22 protein-coding genes and 1 other RNA gene are annotated in these 20,638 nt (G+C 64.9%); 14 read left to right on the top strand and 9 right to left on the bottom strand.

The window, feature by feature from the left end:
• Window positions 1-527: 527 nt before the first annotated feature.
• Complete coding sequence (locus AC1DWU_RS22725; RefSeq protein WP_477152295.1) at window positions 528-4,151, top strand: AsmA family protein; 3,624 nt, start codon at window positions 528-530, stop codon at window positions 4,149-4,151.
• Here AC1DWU_RS22725 and AC1DWU_RS22720 read toward each other — a convergent pair.
• The 3 genes from AC1DWU_RS22720 to ssrA form a co-directional block, all read right to left on the bottom strand.
• Window positions 4,148-4,357: a ribbon-helix-helix domain-containing protein gene (locus AC1DWU_RS22720; RefSeq protein ID WP_477152294.1), complete on the bottom strand. Its 210-nt coding sequence runs from the start codon at window positions 4,355-4,357 to the stop codon at window positions 4,148-4,150. The two genes, AC1DWU_RS22725 and AC1DWU_RS22720, sit on opposite strands and share 4 nt — an antisense overlap.
• 4 nt (window positions 4,358-4,361) lie before the next feature.
• Complete coding sequence (locus tag AC1DWU_RS22715) at window positions 4,362-4,853, bottom strand: SspB family protein (RefSeq protein ID WP_477152293.1); 492 nt, start codon at window positions 4,851-4,853, stop codon at window positions 4,362-4,364.
• A gap of 131 nt (window positions 4,854-4,984) precedes the next feature.
• Window positions 4,985-5,338, bottom strand: a transfer-messenger RNA (tmRNA) gene (gene ssrA, locus AC1DWU_RS22710).
• A 50-nt stretch (window positions 5,339-5,388) separates the two neighbouring features.
• Here ssrA and AC1DWU_RS22705 point away from each other — a divergent pair.
• Genes AC1DWU_RS22705 through AC1DWU_RS22665 form a run of 9 tightly spaced genes read left to right on the top strand, consistent with a single transcriptional unit; the run spans window position 5,389 to window position 12,499 of the window.
• Window positions 5,389-6,183: a thymidylate synthase gene (locus AC1DWU_RS22705; protein ID WP_477152292.1), complete on the top strand. Its 795-nt coding sequence runs from the start codon at window positions 5,389-5,391 to the stop codon at window positions 6,181-6,183.
• Entirely contained in the window at window positions 6,180-7,208 is a 1,029-nt protein-coding gene (locus AC1DWU_RS22700; RefSeq protein WP_477152291.1) for a DUF4424 domain-containing protein, read from the top strand. Before AC1DWU_RS22705 ends, AC1DWU_RS22700 begins: the two co-directional genes overlap by 4 nt.
• On the top strand, window positions 7,208-7,537 hold the full coding sequence (locus tag AC1DWU_RS22695) for a nucleoside triphosphate pyrophosphohydrolase family protein (RefSeq protein ID WP_477152290.1): 330 nt from the start codon (window positions 7,208-7,210) through the stop codon (window positions 7,535-7,537). Before AC1DWU_RS22700 ends, AC1DWU_RS22695 begins: the two co-directional genes overlap by 1 nt.
• Window positions 7,534-8,013, top strand: a complete 480-nt coding sequence (locus AC1DWU_RS22690) for an N-acetyltransferase family protein (protein ID WP_477152289.1) — start codon at window positions 7,534-7,536, stop codon at window positions 8,011-8,013. Before AC1DWU_RS22695 ends, AC1DWU_RS22690 begins: the two co-directional genes overlap by 4 nt.
• Window positions 8,014-8,027: 14 nt before the next feature.
• Entirely contained in the window at window positions 8,028-8,534 is a 507-nt protein-coding gene (locus AC1DWU_RS22685; RefSeq protein WP_477152297.1) for a dihydrofolate reductase, read from the top strand.
• 60 nt (window positions 8,535-8,594) lie between these two features.
• A complete protein-coding gene (hflK, locus tag AC1DWU_RS22680) occupies window positions 8,595-9,716 on the top strand; it encodes an FtsH protease activity modulator HflK (RefSeq protein ID WP_477152288.1) in 1,122 nt (373 codons plus the stop codon).
• A 3-nt stretch (window positions 9,717-9,719) separates the two neighbouring features.
• Complete coding sequence (gene hflC, locus AC1DWU_RS22675; RefSeq protein WP_477152287.1) at window positions 9,720-10,778, top strand: protease modulator HflC; 1,059 nt, start codon at window positions 9,720-9,722, stop codon at window positions 10,776-10,778.
• On the top strand, window positions 10,779-10,964 hold the full coding sequence (locus AC1DWU_RS22670; protein ID WP_477152286.1) for a DUF2065 domain-containing protein: 186 nt from the start codon (window positions 10,779-10,781) through the stop codon (window positions 10,962-10,964).
• A gap of 44 nt (window positions 10,965-11,008) precedes the next feature.
• Window positions 11,009-12,499 (top strand): Do family serine endopeptidase, encoded by a 1,491-nt coding sequence (locus AC1DWU_RS22665; protein WP_477152285.1) that lies wholly within the window; start codon window positions 11,009-11,011, stop codon window positions 12,497-12,499.
• Window positions 12,500-12,536: 37 nt separating this feature from the next.
• Here the strand turns inward: AC1DWU_RS22665 and AC1DWU_RS22660 are convergent, their stop codons facing one another.
• Window positions 12,537-13,094 (bottom strand): GNAT family N-acetyltransferase, encoded by a 558-nt coding sequence (locus tag AC1DWU_RS22660; protein ID WP_477152284.1) that lies wholly within the window; start codon window positions 13,092-13,094, stop codon window positions 12,537-12,539.
• Entirely contained in the window at window positions 13,091-13,963 is an 873-nt protein-coding gene (gene serB / locus AC1DWU_RS22655) for a phosphoserine phosphatase SerB (RefSeq protein ID WP_477152283.1), read from the bottom strand. The genes AC1DWU_RS22660 and serB overlap by 4 nt, the downstream gene beginning before the upstream one ends.
• Window positions 13,964-13,987: 24 nt before the next feature.
• On the opposite strand from serB, the gene miaA reads away from it, so the two are divergent.
• Window positions 13,988-14,869 carry a tRNA (adenosine(37)-N6)-dimethylallyltransferase MiaA gene (miaA, locus tag AC1DWU_RS22650; RefSeq protein WP_477152296.1) on the top strand — a complete coding sequence of 294 codons (882 nt, stop codon included), beginning with the start codon at window positions 13,988-13,990 and terminating at the stop codon, window positions 14,867-14,869.
• Here the strand turns inward: miaA and AC1DWU_RS22645 are convergent.
• Both AC1DWU_RS22645 and AC1DWU_RS22640 read right to left on the bottom strand, forming a co-directional pair.
• Window positions 14,866-15,342, bottom strand: a complete 477-nt coding sequence (locus AC1DWU_RS22645) for a YbaK/EbsC family protein (protein WP_477152282.1) — start codon at window positions 15,340-15,342, stop codon at window positions 14,866-14,868. The two genes, miaA and AC1DWU_RS22645, sit on opposite strands and share 4 nt — an antisense overlap.
• 10 nt (window positions 15,343-15,352) lie before the next feature.
• On the bottom strand, window positions 15,353-16,762 hold the full coding sequence (locus AC1DWU_RS22640) for an MATE family efflux transporter (RefSeq protein ID WP_477152281.1): 1,410 nt from the start codon (window positions 16,760-16,762) through the stop codon (window positions 15,353-15,355).
• Between the two features lie 141 nt (window positions 16,763-16,903).
• On the opposite strand from AC1DWU_RS22640, the gene AC1DWU_RS22635 reads away from it, so the two are divergent.
• The 3 genes from AC1DWU_RS22635 (at window position 16,904) to AC1DWU_RS22625 (ending at window position 18,183) form a co-directional block, all read left to right on the top strand.
• A complete protein-coding gene (locus tag AC1DWU_RS22635; RefSeq protein ID WP_477152280.1) occupies window positions 16,904-17,188 on the top strand; it encodes a glycine zipper domain-containing protein in 285 nt (94 codons plus the stop codon).
• 240 nt (window positions 17,189-17,428) lie between these two features.
• On the top strand, window positions 17,429-17,764 hold the full coding sequence (locus tag AC1DWU_RS22630; RefSeq protein ID WP_477152279.1) for a hypothetical protein: 336 nt from the start codon (window positions 17,429-17,431) through the stop codon (window positions 17,762-17,764).
• 212 nt (window positions 17,765-17,976) lie between these two features.
• Window positions 17,977-18,183: a cold-shock protein gene (locus AC1DWU_RS22625; RefSeq protein WP_055878471.1), complete on the top strand. Its 207-nt coding sequence runs from the start codon at window positions 17,977-17,979 to the stop codon at window positions 18,181-18,183.
• Window positions 18,184-18,274: 91 nt separating this feature from the next.
• Here AC1DWU_RS22625 and AC1DWU_RS22620 read toward each other — a convergent pair whose 3' ends face one another.
• Both AC1DWU_RS22620 and motA read right to left on the bottom strand, forming a co-directional pair.
• The gene (locus tag AC1DWU_RS22620; protein WP_477152278.1) at window positions 18,275-19,186 is read right to left on the bottom strand and encodes a flagellar motor protein MotB; all 912 of its coding nucleotides are present in this window, start codon (window positions 19,184-19,186) and stop codon (window positions 18,275-18,277) included.
• Window positions 19,187-19,200: 14 nt separating this feature from the next.
• On the bottom strand, window positions 19,201-20,061 hold the full coding sequence (motA, locus tag AC1DWU_RS22615; RefSeq protein WP_477152277.1) for a flagellar motor stator protein MotA: 861 nt from the start codon (window positions 20,059-20,061) through the stop codon (window positions 19,201-19,203).
• Window positions 20,062-20,638: the final 577 nt, after the last annotated feature.

The following is a 20,638-nucleotide window of genomic DNA, read 5'->3' as shown; positions in this document are numbered from 1 at the left end:
ATCACGGCAAGGACCGGTTCGCCGGTCAAGCCGCTATCACGCGAGGGCAACTCGATGCGGAGTGGCCCAAGGGACGAAGCCTGGCACGCATGAGCCGGGCGGGAGCAAGGAAACGCGGTGCTGGCATTCCGGCCGCCGACTGAGGTCCCATCGTTCTCGCGATGCGGCAGGGGATGCGCCCCGGCCCTGGTGGCATAGGCCCAAAACCCCGGCCGGCCGGCGAGGCGTAAGCCTCTTTCATTCGCGGACTATCGCTACGGGGCAAACGCCTCGCCGGTCCCGCTTCGTCTTCCTCGATCACGGGGAAGAGCTCTTTGAAACTCCGAAGCCCCTGGGGCTGTCGGACCCGTTGGCTCGTCGTGATGTCATCCCACCCACGGCGTCACCCTGGCGACCGAGTGACGGGTCGCCGCGTGGCCTTTGTGTCCCAGAAGACACGATAGTGATTGCGCGAGCCCGTTCAGCGCGTGACGGAACATGAGCCATTGCCTACACTCCGTTGAGTTCTGCGGAGATTCACCGGCCCCGTGCTCAACCGGCTCTACATCGTCATCGGCGTCATCGCGATCCTGCTGCTCGCCGCGGCCTTCGTCGTGCCCAGTTTCATCCCCTGGGGGCAGTATCGCGATCGGCTGGCCACTATCGCCGGCGACGTGTTGGGCACGCCGGTCCGCATCGATGGCGACGTGGCCTTCTCGCTGTTGCCACAGCCCAAGCTGACCTTTTCCAACGTCAGCGCCGGTCCGCCCGAGGCTCCGAACCTGACGGTCGAACGGGTCGAAGCCGATTTCTCGCTGATCGATTTCCTGCGCGATCGCTACAACGTCACGCGGCTGCAGCTCGATGGGCCGGCGGTCACGGTCGAAGTCGCAGCCGACGGGGCGGTGGATACCGGCATCGCGCTCGCGCAGACCGTGAACAGTAACATCTCGGTTGCCAATGCGACGATCGCGGGCGGCACGGTGAAGCTCCACGACGCTCGCTCCGGGGAGACCTACATCGCCTCCAATGTCGCCGGCGACGTGAAGCTCGAGGCGTTGCGGGGACCGTTCTCGTTCCAGGGCAGCGGCAATGTCGATGGGGCGGTGTATTCCCTGAGGGTCACTACCGGCCAGCTGGACGCCGAAGGCGGCGGTTCGCTCGCCATGACCCTCCGACCGGTCGACGATCGCTTCACCCTCGCCGCCGAGGGCTTCCTGACGCCGGGGCTCACTCCCGGCTTCTCCGGCACCATGACCTACCGCCAGCCACCACCGAAGCCGGCCAAGCCAGGCGCCGAGGATGCGGGGCAGGGCGATCTGGTGATGACCAGCAAGGTCGAGGCGAGCCCCAGCAAGGTGCTGCTCTCCGACTATGTCGTGATCCCCGACGAGAACCGTGCCGCGACGCGCCTGCTCGGCGCCGCCGACGTGACATTGGGCAAGGGCATGGCGTTCAACGCAGTGATCTCCGGGGGGCTGCTCGCCTTGCCACCGCGGGACGCTACGGCAGAACAGTCGGTCGAGCCCTACGAACTGATCCGGCTGCTGCGCGAGCTGCCGCTGCCGACAGCGCCGGGCATTCCGGGGACGATCGGCGTCGACGTCGCGGAGGTCAACCTGCGCGCCTTCTCGCTGCGCAACGTCCGGCTCGATGCCAGTTCACACGAGGGCGGTTGGACCGTAACGGGCCTCACCGGCACCTTGCCCGGCGATACAACGGTGTCCCTCGCCGGCGAGATCGCCACTGCGACGGGCCACCCCGAGTTCTCCGGCACCCTGTCGGTGAAGGCGCAGCGCCTCGACGCGCTGACCACCCTGTGGCGCAAGCCCGCTGAGGGCAACCCGTTGTTCGGCATGCCCGGCTCGATCGCGGCGAAGGTCGATCTGGTCGGCGAGACGCTGTCGGTAAGCGACGGACGCCTCGAACTCGACGGCGAGGCTCGCTCGTTTTCGGCTCAGCTCGGGCTGAGCGCCACTCCCGATCTCCACATCACAGCCGATCTGGGCCAGCTCGATGCGGTCCGCAGCAACGCGCTGTTCGCCCTGCTGCCCGATCTCTCTTCCGACGTCGCCTTCCCCGCGACCTTTCCGAAAGGCGAGTTCGAGTTCATCGCCGATAGCATGGTGCTCGGCGGGCTCAGTGGACGGGCGCTCTCCGCCAAGGGGTCCTGGGACGGCGGCGTCCTCGTGGTCGACGATCTGTCGGCGGGCGACCTCGGCGGCACCAAGTTCAAGGCCTCGCTCACCGCCTTCGGCTCGATCACCAGGCCAGAACTCTCGGGCTCCGCCACTGTCACGGTCGGCGCCGCCGACGCACCGGCCTTGGCGGGCTTCTACAACGCGCTCGGCGCCTCGCCAGCGATCGTCGATTTCCTCAAACCCTCACTACCGGCGGACCTGGCACTGCGGCTTGATGCGCCCAGCGGCGATGGCGCCCAAAGCCTCGCCGTCTCGGGGCGCCTCGGCACCGCCGAAGTCGCCGCCGACGCCGAGCTGCAGGCCGGCTTCCTCCGGGCTCCATCCGGCCCGGTGAAAGTGCGGCTCGACATGAAGTCCGCCGACGCGACAGCCATGACCGCGCAACTCGGGCTCGGCGATGTCAGCCTGTTCGCCGAAGGCGAGCCGGTGCACCTCGTCGGGCTGGTCGACGGCAACGTCGCCAATAGCCTCGAGACCACCGTGCTGGTCGAAGGAGGAGGGGACTCGCTGGGCTTTTCCGGCAACGTCGTCGTTACCAATCCCGACGCCTACAGCGGCAAGGGGACGCTCAAGGCATCGCTCGCCGATCCTTCGGCCTTCGCCAGCTGGCTCGGTGCCGGTGGCATTTCACTGCCGGCGCTATCCGCCTCGGCGACGGTCGACTTCAACGGCCTCACCGACGTGCGGCTTGAGGAGATCACGGGAAAGTCCGGAGCGGAGCCGTTTACCGGCGACCTCCATCTCGTCGCCAAGGGCGGCACCCGTGCAGTGACGGGGCGCATCGCGGCCGGGGCGTTCGACATCGCGGGGCTGCTGCGCACGATCACCGGCCCAGCCTCGCTCCTGCCTGGCGACGCGATCTGGCCCGATGGCCCACTCAGCATCGGCGACCAACCGCGCAGCACCACCGGACGCATAGCGGTCACCGCCCCGGAGTTGGCCGTCGCCGGCAAGCCGCTGCTGACCGACCTCAGCTTCGACCTGGACTGGGACGCCACCACGACCCGCCTCAGGAACGTCGAAGCCAAGCTGGGCGAGGGCTCGGTCGGCCTCGAACTGGCGGTGTGCTGCGCCGGTCCGCTTACCGACAAGCAGGTCAGCGGCCGCGTATCGCTCGCCGGCGTATCGCTCGACAGCATCGTGCCTCCCGTTGTCGCCGAGGCGCTCGAGGGTACCCTCGATGCGGCGGGGCGCTTCGACGGCACCGGCGACAGTGTTGCCGGCATCACCGCGGCGCTGACGGGCGAGGGCACCTACGGCGTCACCGGGCTGCAGATCGAGCGCCTCGATCCGCGCGCCGCAGCCAGCGTCGCGGGGGTCGAGAACCTCCTGAAGATGCAACCGGAGGAACTCAGCGCTCTGATCGAGGACCGGCTGGATGATGCGCCGTTCAGCGCCCCGCAGATGACCGGCAGCTTCACTGTCGCCGGCGGCGTGCTGCGCAGCCCCAACGTGCCGGTCGACGGCGATGGGGGCCAACTGTTCGGCAGCGGCTCGATCCATCTCGGCGATCTCGGGATTGCCGGCGACTACACGCTGGCGGCGACGACGGTCACTCCAGCCGCGCTGGTGGATACCGGCTCGGCAAAAGTCGCGACAAAGCTCGGTGGCACCCTGCTGGCGCCGACGCGGGAATTCGACGTCTCGGGGCTGGTCGATGCCATCATGGTCAAGGCCTACGAGGCCGAGGTGGCGCGGCTCGAGAAGCTGAGGGCGGAGGACGAGGCGCGAAAGCAAGCCGAGGAAGCCGAGAAGGCCCGCCTCGCCGCCGAGGAAGCGGCTCGGAAATCAGCCGAGGAAGAAGCCGCGCGGAAGCTAGCGGAGGCCGCCGCGGCCAAGAAGGCGGCGGACGATGGAGCCGCCAAGCAGGCCGCCGAGGAGGAGGCAGCGCGCAAGGCGAAGGAAGAGGAAGACCTGAGAAAAGCGCTGGAGGAGTTCAATAGGCCGATGGATATCGGGCTAGGCAACTAGCCGGCGCGATCCCGGTACCACGCAAGCACCGCCAGCCGCACCGCGGATGACAGGTTCGGGGCGTCGCGCTGCTGGTCGATTTCGGCAACGAGCGCGGCAATGGACTTACCGCTGCCCAGGGCCATCGCTTCAAGCCCAGCCCAGAAATCCCCCTCGATGGCGATGCTGGTACGATGCCCGGCGATGGTCAGCGAGCGCTTCTCCACCCGGTCACTTCTTGCGGAAGCTGTCGAGGCTCACGACCTTCTCACCCTGCGCCTCCGGCGTCACGGGCACTGGCTTAGGCGCATCGGGGTGCGCGTCCTCGGCCGTCTCGGCCTCGATCTCGCCGTCTTCGCCGCCGACCCGCTCGACGTCGAACTGCAGACCGAACTGCACTGAAGGATCAAAGAAGCCTTTGACCGCCGAGAAGGGAATGGCGAGGAGCTCCGGACGGCCGTCGAACGACAGTTCCACCTCGAACCCGGTTTCGGTGACCCGCAGGGCCCCGAACTGGTTCTGCAGCACGATGGTCATCTCCTTGTCGTACTGCTCGAGCAGCCGCTGGCTCATCCGAACCCCCGGCGCCTTGGTGACGAACGAGATGAAAAAGTGGTGGTCGCCGGGCAGGCCAGTCCGCGCCACTTCGGAGAGCACCTTGCGGACGACGCCGCGCAGCGCTTCCTGGGCCAAAATGTCGTAGCGGATCAGGTCTTCAGCCATATCGTCCTTGCGAGCGGGGGAATCCCCGAGAAGCGCCCATATCACCGCTCGCGAGGGTACAATTCAAGGCAAAACGGAAAACTTACGCCCCCTGCGATGGAGCGGCGTTACGATGCGGGCATTTGGAGGGAAGTGCAGGCTTCTGTTGCCAGGTGCCTGCGAACCCCGCCTGTCGGACTGCTAGGCCCGGAGGACTTCTAGTTCAGGTGCCAGCGCCGCATTAAGCAGCGAGAGCAACCTTAGCATAGTTGTCGTTGGCAACTATTAGGATGGCCCGATATCGGTGGTACCATGCCGAGCAAAAGTCTAACCTTTACGCCCTTGTCGATCCTGTTTCGTCCCCATGAGCCCGCCACGACGGGGAGTTCTGGTGGAGACGCCGGGCACTGCCCCCGGGTCCAATAGGTTTATTACGCTAGCCGTTTATCGCCATAGCCGTTGCCGGCAAGCCCTATATAGGCGCGGGCGCAGCGCGATGCAAACGCCCCTGTGGAACCTGGGCAAACTGACCACCGAATCGAGGTAATCTGACTGGATGCGCCAATATCTCGACCTTCTCCAGCACGTCCTCAACAACGGCATCGATCGGCCCGATCGCACCGGCACTGGTAGCCGCTCGGTGTTCGGCTACCAGATGCGCTTTGATCTTGGCGCCGGCTTTCCGCTGCTGACGACCAAGAAGCTGCATCTCAAATCCATTATCTATGAGTTGCTCTGGTTCCTCCGCGGCGAGACCAATGTCCGCTGGTTGCAGGAGCGCGGGGTCAGGATCTGGAACGAGTGGGCCGACGAGAACGGCGACCTGGGGCCTGTCTACGGCAGCCAATGGCGGAGCTGGCCGGACGGCAGGGGCGGGACGATCGACCAGATCGAGAACGTCATCGCTTCGATCAAGACCAGGCCGGGTTCGCGCCGGCACATCGTCACGGCCTGGAATCCGGCGGAAATCGAGGACATGGCGCTGCCGCCCTGCCACTGTCTGTTCCAGTTCTATGTCGCCGACGGCAAGCTCAGCTGCCAGCTCTATCAGCGCTCGGCCGATATCTTCCTCGGCGTGCCGTTCAACATCGCTTCCTACGCTCTGCTGACCCATATGGTAGGGCAGGTGACGGGGCTGGAGGTGGGCGATTTCGTCCATACGCTCGGCGACGCACACATCTACCACAATCACTTCGACCAGGTCCGGGAACAACTGAGCCGCGATACGCGGGCGCTGCCGCGGCTGACCATCAACCCCGACAAGCGCGACATCTTCGATTTCCAGTTCGAGGATTTCATGATCACCGGCTATGATCCGCATCCGAGCATCAAGGCAGAGATCGCGGTATGAAAATCCTCCCGTTCGTTCTTGTCGCCGCCACTCTCGCGGCTGGCCCCGCCATTGCCAACGACACCATGTCGACGCTCGGCGCCGGCGGGTTGGTGTTCGTCCAGACCGACCAGGTGAAGATGCTCAGCGAGGACCTCTATGTCTCGCCTGAGCAGATCCGGGTGAAATACGAGTTCAAGAACGAGGGCGCCGAGGACACTGACGCGCTGGTGGCGTTCCCGATGCCCGACATCACCGGCGACGGCGACTTCATGGTGGCGATCCCCACCGAGGATCCCGAGAACATCTTCGCCTTCGAGACGCTGGTGAATGGCGAGCCGGTATCGGCCGAGCTGCACCAGTACGTGTTCGCCACCAACATCGACTACACCCGGTACCTCACCGACCTCGGGCTGCCGCTGACCCCCTACGGCGATGCGACGGTCAAGGCGATCAACGCGCTCGACGAGGCGACGAAGAAGGAACTGGTGCATCGCGCCCTGGTGATCCCCATGGAGTTCGATCAGGGGCAGGGGATGCAGACCGAATACTGGCCGGTCTGGACACTGCGCTCGACCTACAGCTGGGAGGCGCATTTCCCCGCCGGGGAGACGGTGATCGTCGAGCACCAGTACAAGCCCAGCGTCGGCGGCACTGTGGCGGTAACGTTCCTGTCTCCGCCATACGAGGGCTACGATCCGGCGGCTGAGTACAAGCGCAAGTACTGCACTGATGACAGCTTCATCGAGGCGGTCAAGAAGACCCTCCCGAACCCCGACGAGCCCTACGGCGCGCCCTTCACCGAGAGCTGGATCAGCTACATCTGGTCGACGGGTGCCAATTGGGCCGGCGCGATCGGCAAGTTCCACCTGACGATCGACAAGATGCTGCCGCAGAACCTCATCTCGTTTTGCTGGGATGGCGAGGTGAAGAAGAGCGGCCCGACCACCTTCGAGATGGAGGCCAAGGACTGGTGGCCCCCTTACGGCCGGGAGCTCGAGGTGCTGATCCTCAACCGGCAGGACCCGGAACCGAACGTAGGCTGATGGCGACAATCACCGAACTGACGGAACGCGTCGAGCAGGTCTCCGCGATCTATGCCGCACGCTGCGAGATCCGGCGTGATCCCGATTGGTACGCGCTGAAACTGCAGGAAGAGGCAGGCGAGTTGGTTGCCGAGTACCTGCGTGGCAGCGGCCGGGGCCGAGTGGGAGAGCGATCCGAAGCGACCATACGGCAATCGCTCGAGGATGAAGCCGCGGACCTCCTAGCGCAGTTGCTGCTGTTCTGCCGGCACAACTCGATCGACGTCGAGGCTGCCCTCGAACGCAAGTGGTTCGTCTATCTCGGGAGCGGTGAGGCCAGCGCGCAATGAGCCTCAACATTCGATCGGCCATCGCCGACGACGCGGCGCTGATCATCCATTTCATCGAAGCGCTGGCGGCTTACGAGAAGCTATCGCATGAGGCCAAGGCGAGCGAGGCCGATATCGTCCGCGACCTGTTCGGGCCTGACCCGAAGGTGTTCTGCGAGATCGCCGAGTGGAACGGCAAGCCGGTCGGCTTCACCCTGTGGTTCTATACCTACTCGACGTTCCAGGGCCGCTACGGCATCTGGCTCGAGGATCTGTTCGTCGATCCCGAGGCGCGCGGGCTGGGCGTCGGCAAGGCGCTGCTGGTCAACCTTGCGCAGCGGTGCGTCCGCGAAGGGCTCGGTCGGTTCGAGTGGTGGGTACTCGACTGGAACGAGCCCTCGATACAGTTCTACAAATCCCAAGGTGGGATCATGCAGGACGAATGGACCAAGGTTCGCGTCGACGGTGAAGCGCTGGCGAGGCTCGGTGCACTTTGACTGTTCCGGTGGCGATGATCGCGGCCGTTGGCGAGAACGGCGTAATCGGATCCGACGGCGCGATCCCTTGGCGGCTGCCGACGGATTTCGCTCACTTCAAGCGGACCACGTTGGGCAAGCCGCTGATCATGGGGCGGAAGACCTTCGAGAGCATAGGCAAGCCATTGCCTGGCCGGACCAATATCGTGGTGACCCGGCGGGATGACTATCGGCCGGATGGCGTCGAGGTGTTCCACAGCCTCGCAGAGGCGCTCGATCGCGCCCAGGTTATCGCCGCCTCAGACGGTGCCGACGAAGTGATGATCGGTGGTGGCGGCGAAATCTATCGTGAGGCGATGCCGCTGGCGGAGCGGCTTTACGTCACACATGTGGCAGCGACCCCTACAGGAGATGCTCGGTTTCCACCTATCGATCCCAAGCAATGGGAAGTAGAAGCGGAGCCTGAAGTGTTGCGCACAGAACGGGATAGCGCGGATTTCTCGGTAAAAGTCTATCGCCGGCGTGAACCCGGCGCACGTTGATCGCGGGGAGGGCCTTCCCTATATAGGGCGGCAATCGATAATCCGGCTGAAAGGTGGCGTATGCCCTGGGATAACAATACGGGCGGGGGAGGCCGCAACTCCAATAGCGGCGGCCCTTGGGGTCAGACTCCCGGTGGTGGCAGTGGCGGCGGTGGCCGCCGGGGCGGCGGAACGCCAAATCTCGAAGAAATCCTCTCCCGTGGCCGCGACCGTTTCCAGGGCGGCATTCCGGGCGGGCGCTGGACCATCATCGGCGCCGTTCTGGCCGTCGTGGTGTTCTGGAGCCTCAACGCGTTCTACACGATCGATCCGCAGGAAGTCGGCGTAAAGCTGCGCTTCGGCCGCCCGATCGAGACCAGCAATCCCGGCCTGCATTTCCATTTGTGGCCGCTCGAGACCGTCGAGCGCGTGAACATGACGGAAAACCGTACCGAAATCGGTTCGGTCGGTTCGAGCCGGACCCAGAGCGACGAGGGCCTGATGCTCTCGGGTGACCAGAACATCGTGGACGTGAAGTTCTCGGTGCTGTGGTCGATCAGCGATCCGGCCTCGTACCTGTTCAACGTCCGAGACCCGGACGACATGGTTCGCTCGATCGGCGAAAGCGCGATGCGCGAAATCGTTGGTCGTCGGCCCGCACAGGATATTTTCCGTGACGATCGCGCCGGCATCGCCAACGACGTCCGCACCATCGTGCAGGGCATCGTGCAGAGCTACGGCATGGGCGTGACGGTGTCGCAGATCGCCATCGAACAGGCGGCGCCGCCGACCGAAGTGGCTGATGCCTTCAACGAAGTGCAGCGCGCCGAGCAGGACGAGGACCGTTTCCAGGAAGAGGCTCGGCAGTACGCCAACACGCTTCTCGGCGACGCCCGCGGTCAGGCCGCGCAGGTTCGCGAAGACGCTGCCGCGTACAAGAATCGTGTGGTGCAGGAAGCCGAAGGCGAGGCAGCCCGCTTCCTTTCCATCTACCAGGAATATGCCAAGGCTCCGGAAGTGACGCGCAAGCGTCTGTTCCTCGAAACCATGGAGCAGGTGCTGGGTGGTTCGGAGAAGGTGCTCATCGACAAGAGCTCCAGCGGCTCGGGGGTCATTCCCTATCTGCCGCTGCCGGAAATCCGGCCCAACGCGACACTCAACAGCACGCCGTCGACCACCACCACCGACGCGACGGCGAGGTAAGCCATGAACAGACTCATCATTCTCGGCATCGCCGTCATTGCGCTGCTCTATGTGTTCGTGTCGTCGATCTTCGTGGTCAATGAGCGCGAGCAGGCCATCGTCATGCGCTTCGGGCAAATCACCGACGTGAAGACCGACCCCGGTCTTTACTTCAAGATCCCGACCAACTTCATCGACACGGTCCAGATCGTCGAAGACCGGCTGCTGCGCTACGACATCGCCAACATGACGGTGCAGGTGTCGGACGGTAAGTTCTATATCGTCGATGCGTTCCTCACCTACCGCATCTCCGATCCGCGGCTGTTCCGTGCCCGCGCGCTCGGCGAACTGCGGGTGGTTGAAGACCGTATCTCGACCCGTTTCGACGCGGCCCTGCGTCAGGTCTACGGTCTGCGTGACTTCACGGCGGCTCTTTCCGAGGAGCGTCCGGCGATGATGCGCGAAGCTCGCGACCTGATCCGTCCGGACATGGCTCAGCTCGGCGTGGAAGTGGTCGACGTGCGGATTCTCCGTACCGATCTCGATCCAAACGTCTCGGCCGATACCTTCAACCGCATGAAGGCCGAACGTCTCGCCGAGGCAGCTCTGCTTCGTGCCCGTGGCCAGGAAGCGGCGCAGACGGCGCGCGCCATCGCCGATCGTCAAGCCGTCGAGGTTCTTTCGGCAGCCCGTCGTGACGCGGAAATCCTGCGAGGCGAAGGCGATGCCCAGCGCAGCCAGATCTTCGCCGATGCCTATAATCGCGACGTCGACTTCTTCGACTTCTACCGGTCGATGCAGTCGTACCGCGCGGCGCTGGGCCCGAATGGCACGACCATGGTGCTGTCGCCGGACTCGGAGTTCTTCCGGTTCTTCCAGAACCAGAACCCCGACCAGGTGACGCCGCCGCCTGAGGCCGCGACCACGCCGATACCGGAGACGCCGCTGGTCGAGGAGCCCGCGACAGACTCCCCGATCCTCTCGACTCCGGCGACCGACCTGACGGCCCCGGCTCCCGCTGAGACCGCCCCCGTGACTCCGGCTCCGGCCGAAGCCACCCCGGCGACGCCAGCAGCGCAGTAAATGATCGAGCTCTTCTCGGCACTGGCCCTTGTGCTGGTCCTTGAAGGGCTCGTCTACGCTGCCTTCCCCGAGCAGATGAAGAAGTTGCTGGCATCGGTCCAATCGATGCCAGCTTCAACCATTCGTGCGGCAGCGTTGGCTTGCGCCGGGGTCGGACTTGTTCTCTTGTGGTTGTTGCGCGGCTGAACTCTATCGGCCCGGCCGCGCTTGAGTCCTTGCAGGAGAAGTTGATGCGTGCTGCCGGTCGGATGTTGCGGTCTCTGGCCGTTGCGGGATTGCTGGCTCTCCCTCTGCAGGCCGCACCGGCGACAGCGAAAGGCCCCGAATCGGTGGCTGCGCTAGCCGAACAACTCTCCCCCGCAGTGGTGAACATCGGCACGTCGCGCCGAGTGCCCGGCGGTGGCGGGGTACCATTCCCCGACCTGCCGGACGGCTCGCCGCTTGAGGAGCTGTTCGACGAGCACAACCCGAACAATGGGCTGGGTGAAGAGCAGATGCAGGAGGCGCGGAGCCTCGGCTCGGGCTTTATCATTTCGGCTGACGGCGTGGTCGTGACCAACAATCACGTCATCGAGGGGGCCGAGGAAATTGAGGTCTACCTCACCGACGGCACGCGGTTGCCGGCCAAGATCGTCGGCAGTGACGACAAGACCGATTTGGCAGTGCTGAAGGTCGATGCTGGGCATGATCTGCCGTTCGTCGAGTTCGGCGACAGTGACGGTGCGGTGGTCGGCGACTGGGTGATGGCGATCGGCAATCCGTTCGGCCTCGGTGGTTCGGTGACGCTGGGGATCGTTTCGGCGCGCAACCGCGACATCCAGTCGGGTCCGTATGACCAGTTCATCCAGACCGACGCCGCGATCAACCAGGGCAATTCCGGCGGCCCACTGTTCGACATGGACGGCAAGGTGGTCGGCATCAACACGGCGATCATCGCCCGCGGCGGCTCATCGCTGGGCATCGGTTTCGCCGTGCCGGTGAACCTGGCGCGGCCGGTCATCGACCAGTTGGCGCAGTTCGGCGAGACGCGCCGCGGTTGGCTCGGGGTCGGCATTCAGGAGGTCAGCGACGACATCGCCAGCAGCCTGGGGCTGAAGAGCACCGCTGGCGCGCTGGTGATCGATGTCACCAAGGGTGGCCCGTCCGAGGGGCAGGTGGCGGAGGGCGACATCATCCTCGAGTTCGATAGCAAGCCGATTGCGCGGATGCGGGATCTGCCGCGCGTCGTGGCCGAAACGCAGGTGGGCAAGGCGGTTCCAGTGAAGGTGCTCCGCAACGGGGCCGAGACGGTGCTCAGCATCACGCTCGGCAGGCTTGAGCTGGGCGAGCAGTTGATCGCCAACAACAAAGCAACCGCGACGCCTCCGGTCGCTTCCGCTCCCGAGGAGCCGGTTGCCGAGGTCGATGCGCCGCCGCTGGGCTTGCCTGACCTGGTCGGCTTCGATGTCGCAGTTCTCGACGAGGCGAAGCGTGCGGAATTCGGGATCGCCCCAGAGGAGAACGGCATCGTCGTGACCGCGGTGAAGAGCGGTAGTGATGCCGATCAGAAGGGGTTCATTCCGGGCCTGCTCGTTACCGAGGTGAATCAGAAGGAAATCGGTACGGTGGACGAACTCAGCGAACTGGTCGGGCAGGCCAAGGAAGCCGGCCGGCCTGCGGTGCTGTTCAAGGTGATCGATCCGACTGGGACCAGCCGCTTCATCGCGGTGCGTCTGGGCTAGAGGTCCAGCCGGTAGAGGAACAACAAACGTTCGATTCTTATTCGCCGCCGGCTGGGTTGGCGATCCGATAGACGACATGCGAACGCAACGGGTGGCCCGGCGCCAGCTTGGGGTGTTCGAAGTTCGCATCGGGATCACGGGTCATCCCGATCTTCTCCATGACCCGCTGGCTGGGTAGGTTGCCGGCGTAGGTGAAGGCGACGATCTCCGGCAGGCCGAGCGTCTGGAAGCCGTAGTCGAGCCAAGCGAGCGCGCCCTCGGGCGCGAGACCCTGGCCCCAGAAGGCCTTATCGAACTGCCAGCCGATCTCGACGGCTGGTTGCCTGCGAATGGCGGCTCGGGTTTCATCGGGAATGTAGCCGAGACCGATGAGGCCGACGAACTGGCCGGTGGCTTTGAGTTCGGCCGGTCCGAAGTGAAACCCGACTGCGGCCGCCTTCTCGATCGAGAAATCGATCTGGGCGCTGGTCTGCTCGGGCGTCAGCGTTGTGGGGTAAAAGCGGCGGACCTCCGGATCGGCGAGGATCGCCGCGAGCGGAGCGCGATCGCGATCCTCCCACGGGCGAAGTATCAGGCGCGGTGTTTCGATTCTCACCTGACGATGTCCTCATCGGTAAAGCCCTGCAGGTAGAGCAGGGCGGTCAGGTCGCCATGGTCGATGCGGATGCCGGCCTCCGCCGCCACATGCGGTTTGGCATGCAGCGCGACCCCGAACCCGGCGGCCTTGATCATGTCGAGGTCATTGGCGCCGTCGCCGACAGCCATCGTCGCGCCCATCGGCAGCGACCGTTCGGCGGCGAGGGCCTGCAGCCGATGCAGCTTGGTAGACTTGTCGACGATCGGGCTCGCCACCGTGCCGGTCAGCTGTTCGCCATCGAACTCCAGCACGTTAGCGATCGCCTCGTCGAAGCCGATGCGTTTGGCGAAATAGTCGGCAAAGAAAGTGAAACCGCCGGAAACCAGCGAAGCATAGGCGCCATAGGCCTTCATGGTGTGGATCAGTGCGCGCCCGCCGGGAGCAAGCGTGATGCGTTCGCGACGGATCTCCTCGATGACGCTGCGCTCGAGGCCCTTGATCAGGCCGACGCGCGTGCGCAGTGCCTGCTCGAAATCGAGTTCGCCGTTCATGGCGCGCTCGGTGATCGCGGCGACCTCAGCCTTGATGCCTACGGCGTCGGCCAACTCATCGATGCACTCCTGCTCGATCATGGTGGAATCCATGTCGGCGACCAGCACAAGCTTGCGGCGACCCTCGGCGGGCACGAGCGCCACGTCCACCGGCCGGCTGCCGATAACGCTGCGCGCTGCGGCCACAGGATCGGCGGCCCTCGGTGCGTGGATCTCGCAAGCGATGCGCTGGTGCAACCAGTTGATCTCACCACGGGTCTCGTGCTGGATCGCCGCGAGCAGCGCCGAGTCAATTGCGGGATCAGCCGGATTGGCGATGAGGCAGAGTACCGTCATGTGCGTGAGAGAGGCCTGAAAAGGATGGGCAAAAGCCCGGACAAGCGAGCGGTGTTGATAGCGGGTCCAACCGCCAGCGGCAAGTCGGCGCTGGCGTTGAAACTCGCCGCCGAGCGCGGCGGCGTGGTCGTCAACACAGATGCGCTGCAGGTCTATGACGGGCTGCGCCTGCTGACCGCCCGGCCGTCGGTGGAGGAGATGGCGAAGGCGCCGCATCGGCTCTATGGCATAGTCTCTCCGGCGCGTCGGTTTTCGACCGGTGAATGGGTGAGAGCCGCAGCCGACGTTATCGAGGCCGAAGGCGGCAGGACGCTGATCTTCGTCGGCGGCACAGGACTCTATTTCGATGCGCTGACGACCGGGTTTGCGGACGTGCCCGAGGTTCCGGCGGAGGCTGTTCTTGCAGCGGAAGCGGAGGTTGCAGGCCTCGATCGCGAGGCCCGGGGCCAACTCATTGCGGCACGCGACCCTCAGATCGCGGCCCGGTTGAAAGCGCCCGACCCGCAGCGGGTGATCCGGGCGCTGGCTGTGCTCAGTGCCACCGGAAGGTCCCTCGCCAGCTTCCAGGACGAAGTGCAGACAGGACTGCTCGGCGGTTTCGAACTTGAGCGCCTGGTACTGAATCCCGACCGGGAAGTGTTGAGACAACGGATAGCTCGCCGCTTTGAAACGATGTTCGAGCATGGGGCCGTCGACGAGGTGCGGGGATTACTTTCGCTCGATGTCGATCCGAGCCTGCCGGCGATGAAGGCGATTGGGGTGCCGGAGATTGCTGCGATGCTGGCGGGCGAACTTACGCAAGCCGAGGCGATCGAGCGGGCAGTGATCGCCACCCGGCAGTATGCCAAGCGCCAGCGGACGTGGTTTCGCAACCGGATGGCCGACTGGACCTGGGTCGAGAGTTAGGTGACGTCGATCCGCGTGGCGCCGGTGGTGCGCTCGAGATCAGCCGCGGTGATCTCGAACACCGAGCGTGGATCGCCGGCAGCAGCCCAGACCGTCGCGTAGCTGTGGAGCGCGTCGTCCAGATAGGTCGTCAGCGGGGCAGGGTGACCGTAGGGCGAGACACCCCCGATCGAGAAGCCCGTGTGGAGCTTCACGAAATCGGCGTCGGGGCGCTCGAGTGCTTCGCCGATGCGCTGGCCAGCATGCTTTTCGTGGACCCGATTGCTGCCCGAGACGAGCAGCAGGTAAGGCTTGCCACTGTCCTTGCCCTTGAACAGCAGCGATTTGACGATGCGGCCGACTTCGACGCCCAGAGCGTCGGCCGCCATCTGTGCAGTCGTTGCCAATTGTTCGAGGACGACCACCTCGCCAGGCAGGGCGTGGGTGGCGAGAGCGTCGGCGACGCGCTGTTCGGCGGGCTTGAGCTGGGTCAAGGGTACGGTCCTAGACTGGTACGACGATCTTTTTCATGAGGCCCAGGCGGCCGCGCAGGGCGAAGCGGCTGACCAGCAGCATAGCCACGAAGGCGAGGCCAACAGCGAGTCCGATCCAGACGCCGACACCGCGCAGGTTGAACACGAAGCCGAGCACGTAGGCGGTTGGCAGGCCGACGAACCAGTAGCCGAAGATGGCGAGCAGCATTGGCGTGCGGGTATCCGACAGGCCGCGCAGCGAGTGCGCTGCCACTACCTGTGCGCCGTCCACCAACTGGAAGATGCCCGCGATACCAAGATAGGTGGCTGCGAGCATCAGGGCGGTCGCGTTCGCCGGGTCGGAACTGTCGAGGAAGATCGCCACCAGTGCGTGCGGCACGGCGAGGAACAGGGCAGCTGTCAGCGCCATGAAACCGGTGCCCATGACGATCGCCGACCAGCCGGCGAGGCGAACTCCCTCGGCATCGCCGCGACCATAGGCGAGGCCGACGCGAACTGTGGCCGCCATGCCGAGGCCGAGCGGCACCATGAAGGCGGTCGAGGCGAGCTGCAGCGCTACGGCGTGGGCGGCGGTTTCGTTGGTGCCGAGGCGGCCCATCAGGATGGCGGCGATCGAGAACAGCCCGACTTCGGCGGCAACGGTGAGACCGATGGGCAAGCCCACTTTCAGGATCTCGCGGAAGCGCGGCCAGTCCGGCTTGAAGAAACGGACCAAGATATGGAAGCGCTTCAGCTTGCGGTGGGTCTGGGTATAGGCGAGCAGGCCCAGGAACATGAACAGGTTTACAAAGCCGGTCGCCAGAGCTGCGCCGCGCAATTCCAGCCGCGGGAAGCCGAAGTGTCCGAAGATCAGCGTGTAGGCGACGGCCGCGTTGATGATCACCCCGATCACGGTGATGACCAGGATCACCCGCGTGGCAGCGAATGCCGAAAGGAACGAGCGCACCACCATGATGCCCAGCGCCGGGTAGAGCATCCAGAAGCCGGCGAACATGTAGCTTTCGGCCAGCAGCGTGACCTCGGGGTCCTGACCCAGGGCGAGATAGATCGGGCGGATGCTGAGCACGATCGGGACCAACAGCGTGGCAACGAGGATGGCCACCCAAAACCCCTGACGGACGATGCGGCGTACGGCCTTGGTGTCGCCGCGGCCCCGCGCCTGCGCCACGAGCGGCGCCACCGCGCCGACGATGCCGATGCCGGTCAACTGGAAGGGGATCAGGAAGGCGCCGGCGAGGGTGCCGGCGGCGAGATATTTGGGGCCCAGCCAGCCCATCAGCACCACGTCGGTGGTGAACAGCAGGTTCTGCGCCAGTTGCGCGACGATCAGAGGCCAAGCGAGCGCGAAGCTAGCCCGGAGTTCCGTGGCCCAGCCGCCTGCAGACGTGGAAGCATCGGTGCCGGCTACCGGTACCGTCATAGGCTCATTCATTTTGGCAGTCCCAATCGCGGGCAGAGCTCTAACCCGTTCGGCGATTTGTCTCAAGCCGCGGGAACCTATCCTGGTTCGACGCATTGTCGTGACGGGCTCGCGTCTTAACAAACCTCCCGGAGGGTATTCATGCGTAAAGTTCTATCCACTGTCGCCGTATTGATGACGGCACTGACGCTCACGGCGTGCTCCACCACCGAGAAGACGGCCAGTGTCGGCGCAGTCACCGGCGCGGTGATCGGCGGCGCGACAACCGGTACGGTCGGCGGTGCGCTGGTTGGCGCAACGGTTGGCGGCATCACCGGTGCCGTCGCCGGCGAGCTCATCGGCCGTTACAGGGACGACCCGACCAAGTGCGTCTGGGAAGACCGGAACGGTCGCCGCTACCTGGCCCCGTGTTCGCCGAACGGCTGATCTCATCGTACCCGATCCGATGAATGGCCCGGCAGGAGACTGTCGGGCCATTGGTCTTTCTCTACTTGCCGTCATGGATACCCTCCGACCTGAACCGCCTCAGCATGCGCTGCATTGGGCGAGGTGGGGACAAGTTCCTGTCGTTGGAGGCAGGCTTGTGCTAGAGTGCAAGGGAAGGCTTCGGCCAGATGATACCGGCTGTCGCGCCCGTGGCGCCGGACTCGTGTCCCAGGAACATTCGTGGATTCGTTCAAGAGCATTGCTGTGCCGGTGACACGCCGGCAGGCTGTCGGCAAGGCTAAGCGCGCAGCTGAGGCGACGACAGGCGGCAGCACGGTCGCCGAGTTCCGCCGGCAGGAACCGCAGGAGGTCACTGCACATCCGGTGCATCGCTTCCGCGTCGGGCAGCGGCTGACGATGGCTCGTGGCTCCCGCGATATCGCCCGGTCGGCGGCGCTTTGCCAGGTGGTGGCGCTGTTGCCTCATGAAACGGGGCCGCTGCTCTATCGTGTCCGCAGCGAACTCGAGAGTTTTGAACGGGTGGTCGACGAGGTCGACCTAGCGCCATACCGATAAATCAGCGTCCACGCCTTGATTAAGGCGCAATGGTGGCAGATATATCCGGGCACGTTTCGCTTCCATCTGGCGCTACCAGCTCGGGCCGCTTGCGGTCTAATTGGCTACCTCTTGATATTGTGAACGTTTAGACCCGGGCGGCATGTCGCCGAACGAGGAACGCGTGCGACAAGCGGGAGTATCCCGCGCACGACAATTGAAAGGGGGCCATCATGATCGAAGGCACCGTTAAGTTCTTCAACACCACCAAGGGCTTCGGCTTCATTCAGCCGGACGATGGTTCGAAGGACGCTTTCGTCCACATCTCTGCCGTCGAGCGTTCGGGCCTTTCGGGCCTCGCCGAAGGCCAGAAGGTGAGCTACGAGCTCGAGAAGGGCCGTGACGGCAAGGTTTCGGCGACGAACCTCAAGGCGCTCTAAGAACGCCCGTGGCGCTGAGGGACAAGTCCTGACAGTGCAACGACGGAAAAGGCCCCTGCGGGGGCCTTTTTTGTTGCCGCGATTCCGCACCTCAAGGGGCCAGCCCGGCTGGTACGGGCGGCGCTTCGTAGCGGACCGTGATCTGCACCCGGCCGTTGCCGGCGAGGTAAGGGTCGTTGGGGAAGAGCGGCTCGGAGGCGGCGCTGCCGTTGACGCCGCGGATGCGATCGTCGGCGAGGCCGAATTCACCGAGGATGGCGCGCACCGCATTGGCGCGGTCGCTCGACAGGTCCCAGGCGCCGTAGCGCGGATTGTCGTAGACGGCACCGGCGGCGGTGTGGCCGGAAATGGTGATCTGGTTCGAGAGCTTCTGCAGGATTGGGGCGAGGGCGGCGATGGCCTTGCGGGTGGCCTCGAAGGGGTACTTCGAGCCCTCGGGGAACATCGGGCGGCCCTCCTGGTCGATGATCTCGATGTCGAGACCGTTCTCGGTTTCGCGGACGAGCAGGTTGTCGGCGATCTTGGTGATGTCGGGCAATGCCTGCCAGGCCTGGCGGATGCTGGCCGCGGCCGCGTGGTAATCCTGGTTGTAGCGGGACTCGAGCGTGACGTTGGAGGCGCGGATCGCGTCGTAGCTGCTGCCACCGATTTCCGCCACGCCGCCCCGGGCTTCGATCTGCGGGCCGGCTTCGCTGCTTTCGGGCGCGGTGAGGGCGTCCTTGTTGGCATCGGCGGAGATCTTGGCGCCGTCCTCGGCGAAGGCCAGGCCGCCCATGACGCCGCCGGCACCGCTGGTGTTTTCGCTGACATTGGGCGGGGCGAAATAGTCGGCGAGGCCTTTCTTCTGCTCCGGCGTCGTCATGCTGATGAGCCACAGCAAGAGGAAGAACGCCATCATGGCGGTGACGAAGTCGGCGTAGGCGATCTTCCAGGCGCCGCCGTGATGGGCGTGGGCGGCGCGCCGCGACTTCTTGATGATGAACGGCTGGTCGTTGCGGGCCATCGTGGCTCAGGTCCTCACGAGGCCGGGAGGTTTGCGGTGGCTTCGTCGATCTCGGCGAAGGTGGGCCGGACTTCGGACATCAACGCCTTGCGGGCGAACTCGACGGCGATCGCCGGGGCATAGCCGGACATTTGGGCCAAGAGGCCGACCTTCATGGACAGGAAGTATTTCGACTCGGCCTCGAAGATGTTGCGCAGCGATTGTGCCATCGGGCCGAAGAAGCCGTAGGCGACGAACACGCCGAGGAAGGTGCCGACGAGGGCGCCACCGATCATGTGGCCGAGCACTTCGGGCGGCTCGCTGATCGAGCCCATGGTGTGGATGACGCCAAGTACCGCGGCGACGATGCCGAGGGCCGGGGTGCCGTCGGCGAGCGCCTGGATGGCCGAGACAAGCCGCTCGTTCTCCTGGTGATGAGTCTCGAGTTCCTCGTCCATCAGCGCTTCCATCTCGTGGGCGACGTTGCTGCCGAGGGTGACCATGCGCAGGTAGTCGCACATGAACTCGACGGCGTGATGGTTGGCGTTGAAGGTCGGGAAACGCTGGAAGATCGAGGAGTTGCCGGGGTCTTCGATATGCGGCTCGAGCGCCAGCACGCCCTTGGCCTGCACCAGCTTGAACAGGGTGAACTGCAGGCCGAGCAGCTCGACATAGGCGGCCTTGTCGTAGCGGGGACCGCGGAACAGGATGCCGAAGATGCCGAGCGTCTGCTTCAGCACCGGGCCGGTATTGCCGATGATGAAGGCGCCGAGCGCGGCGCCCAGGATGATCAGCGCCTCGAACGGCTGCACCAGCACCGCCAGGTGCCCACCCATGGCGATGTAGCCGCCGATGACGCAGGCGATGATGATGACGATGCCGATAATCAGACGCATTTAGGGTAGACCCGCGCTACTAAACCAAAAACAAAAGCCCTGCAAAACCCGAGGCTGGTCGATCTGCGCGGTGCGATCCGTCGGCCTCGTGAACGTGCAGAAACTCCACTGAATATGTTGTCGAATGCCGCCCCCGGATCGCGCTGTACATCAGGATTTCCGGCGGGTTCGGTGGCGGCGCGCGTTGCCAGTCAATTTCCTATGTCGTGGTTAAGGTTCGGCTAATGGCCGGTGCGCGAAATGCGCGGCAGACTGACGCGTCCGACAGCCCTGGGGCTTCGGAGTTTTCAAGGAAGACGAAGCGGGACCGGCGAGGCGTTTGCCCCGTAGCGGTAGTCCGCAGATGAATGAGGCTCACGCCTCGCCGGCCGGCCGGGGTTTTGGGCCTATGCCACCAGTGCCGGGGCGCATCCCCTGCCGCATCGCGGGAACGATGGCAGCTCGGTCGGCGGCCGGAATGCCAGCACCGCCTTCGTTGCTCCCGCCCGGCTCATGCGTGCCAGGCTTCGTCCCTTGGGCCACTCCGCATCGAGCAACCCTCGCGTGATAGCGGCTTGACCGGCGAACCGGTCCTTGC

Source organism: Devosia sp. P2_G7 (assembly GCF_056403495.1).
Note: the sequence above shows the minus strand (reverse complement) of the source record. Positions and strands in the feature narration are given on the sequence as shown.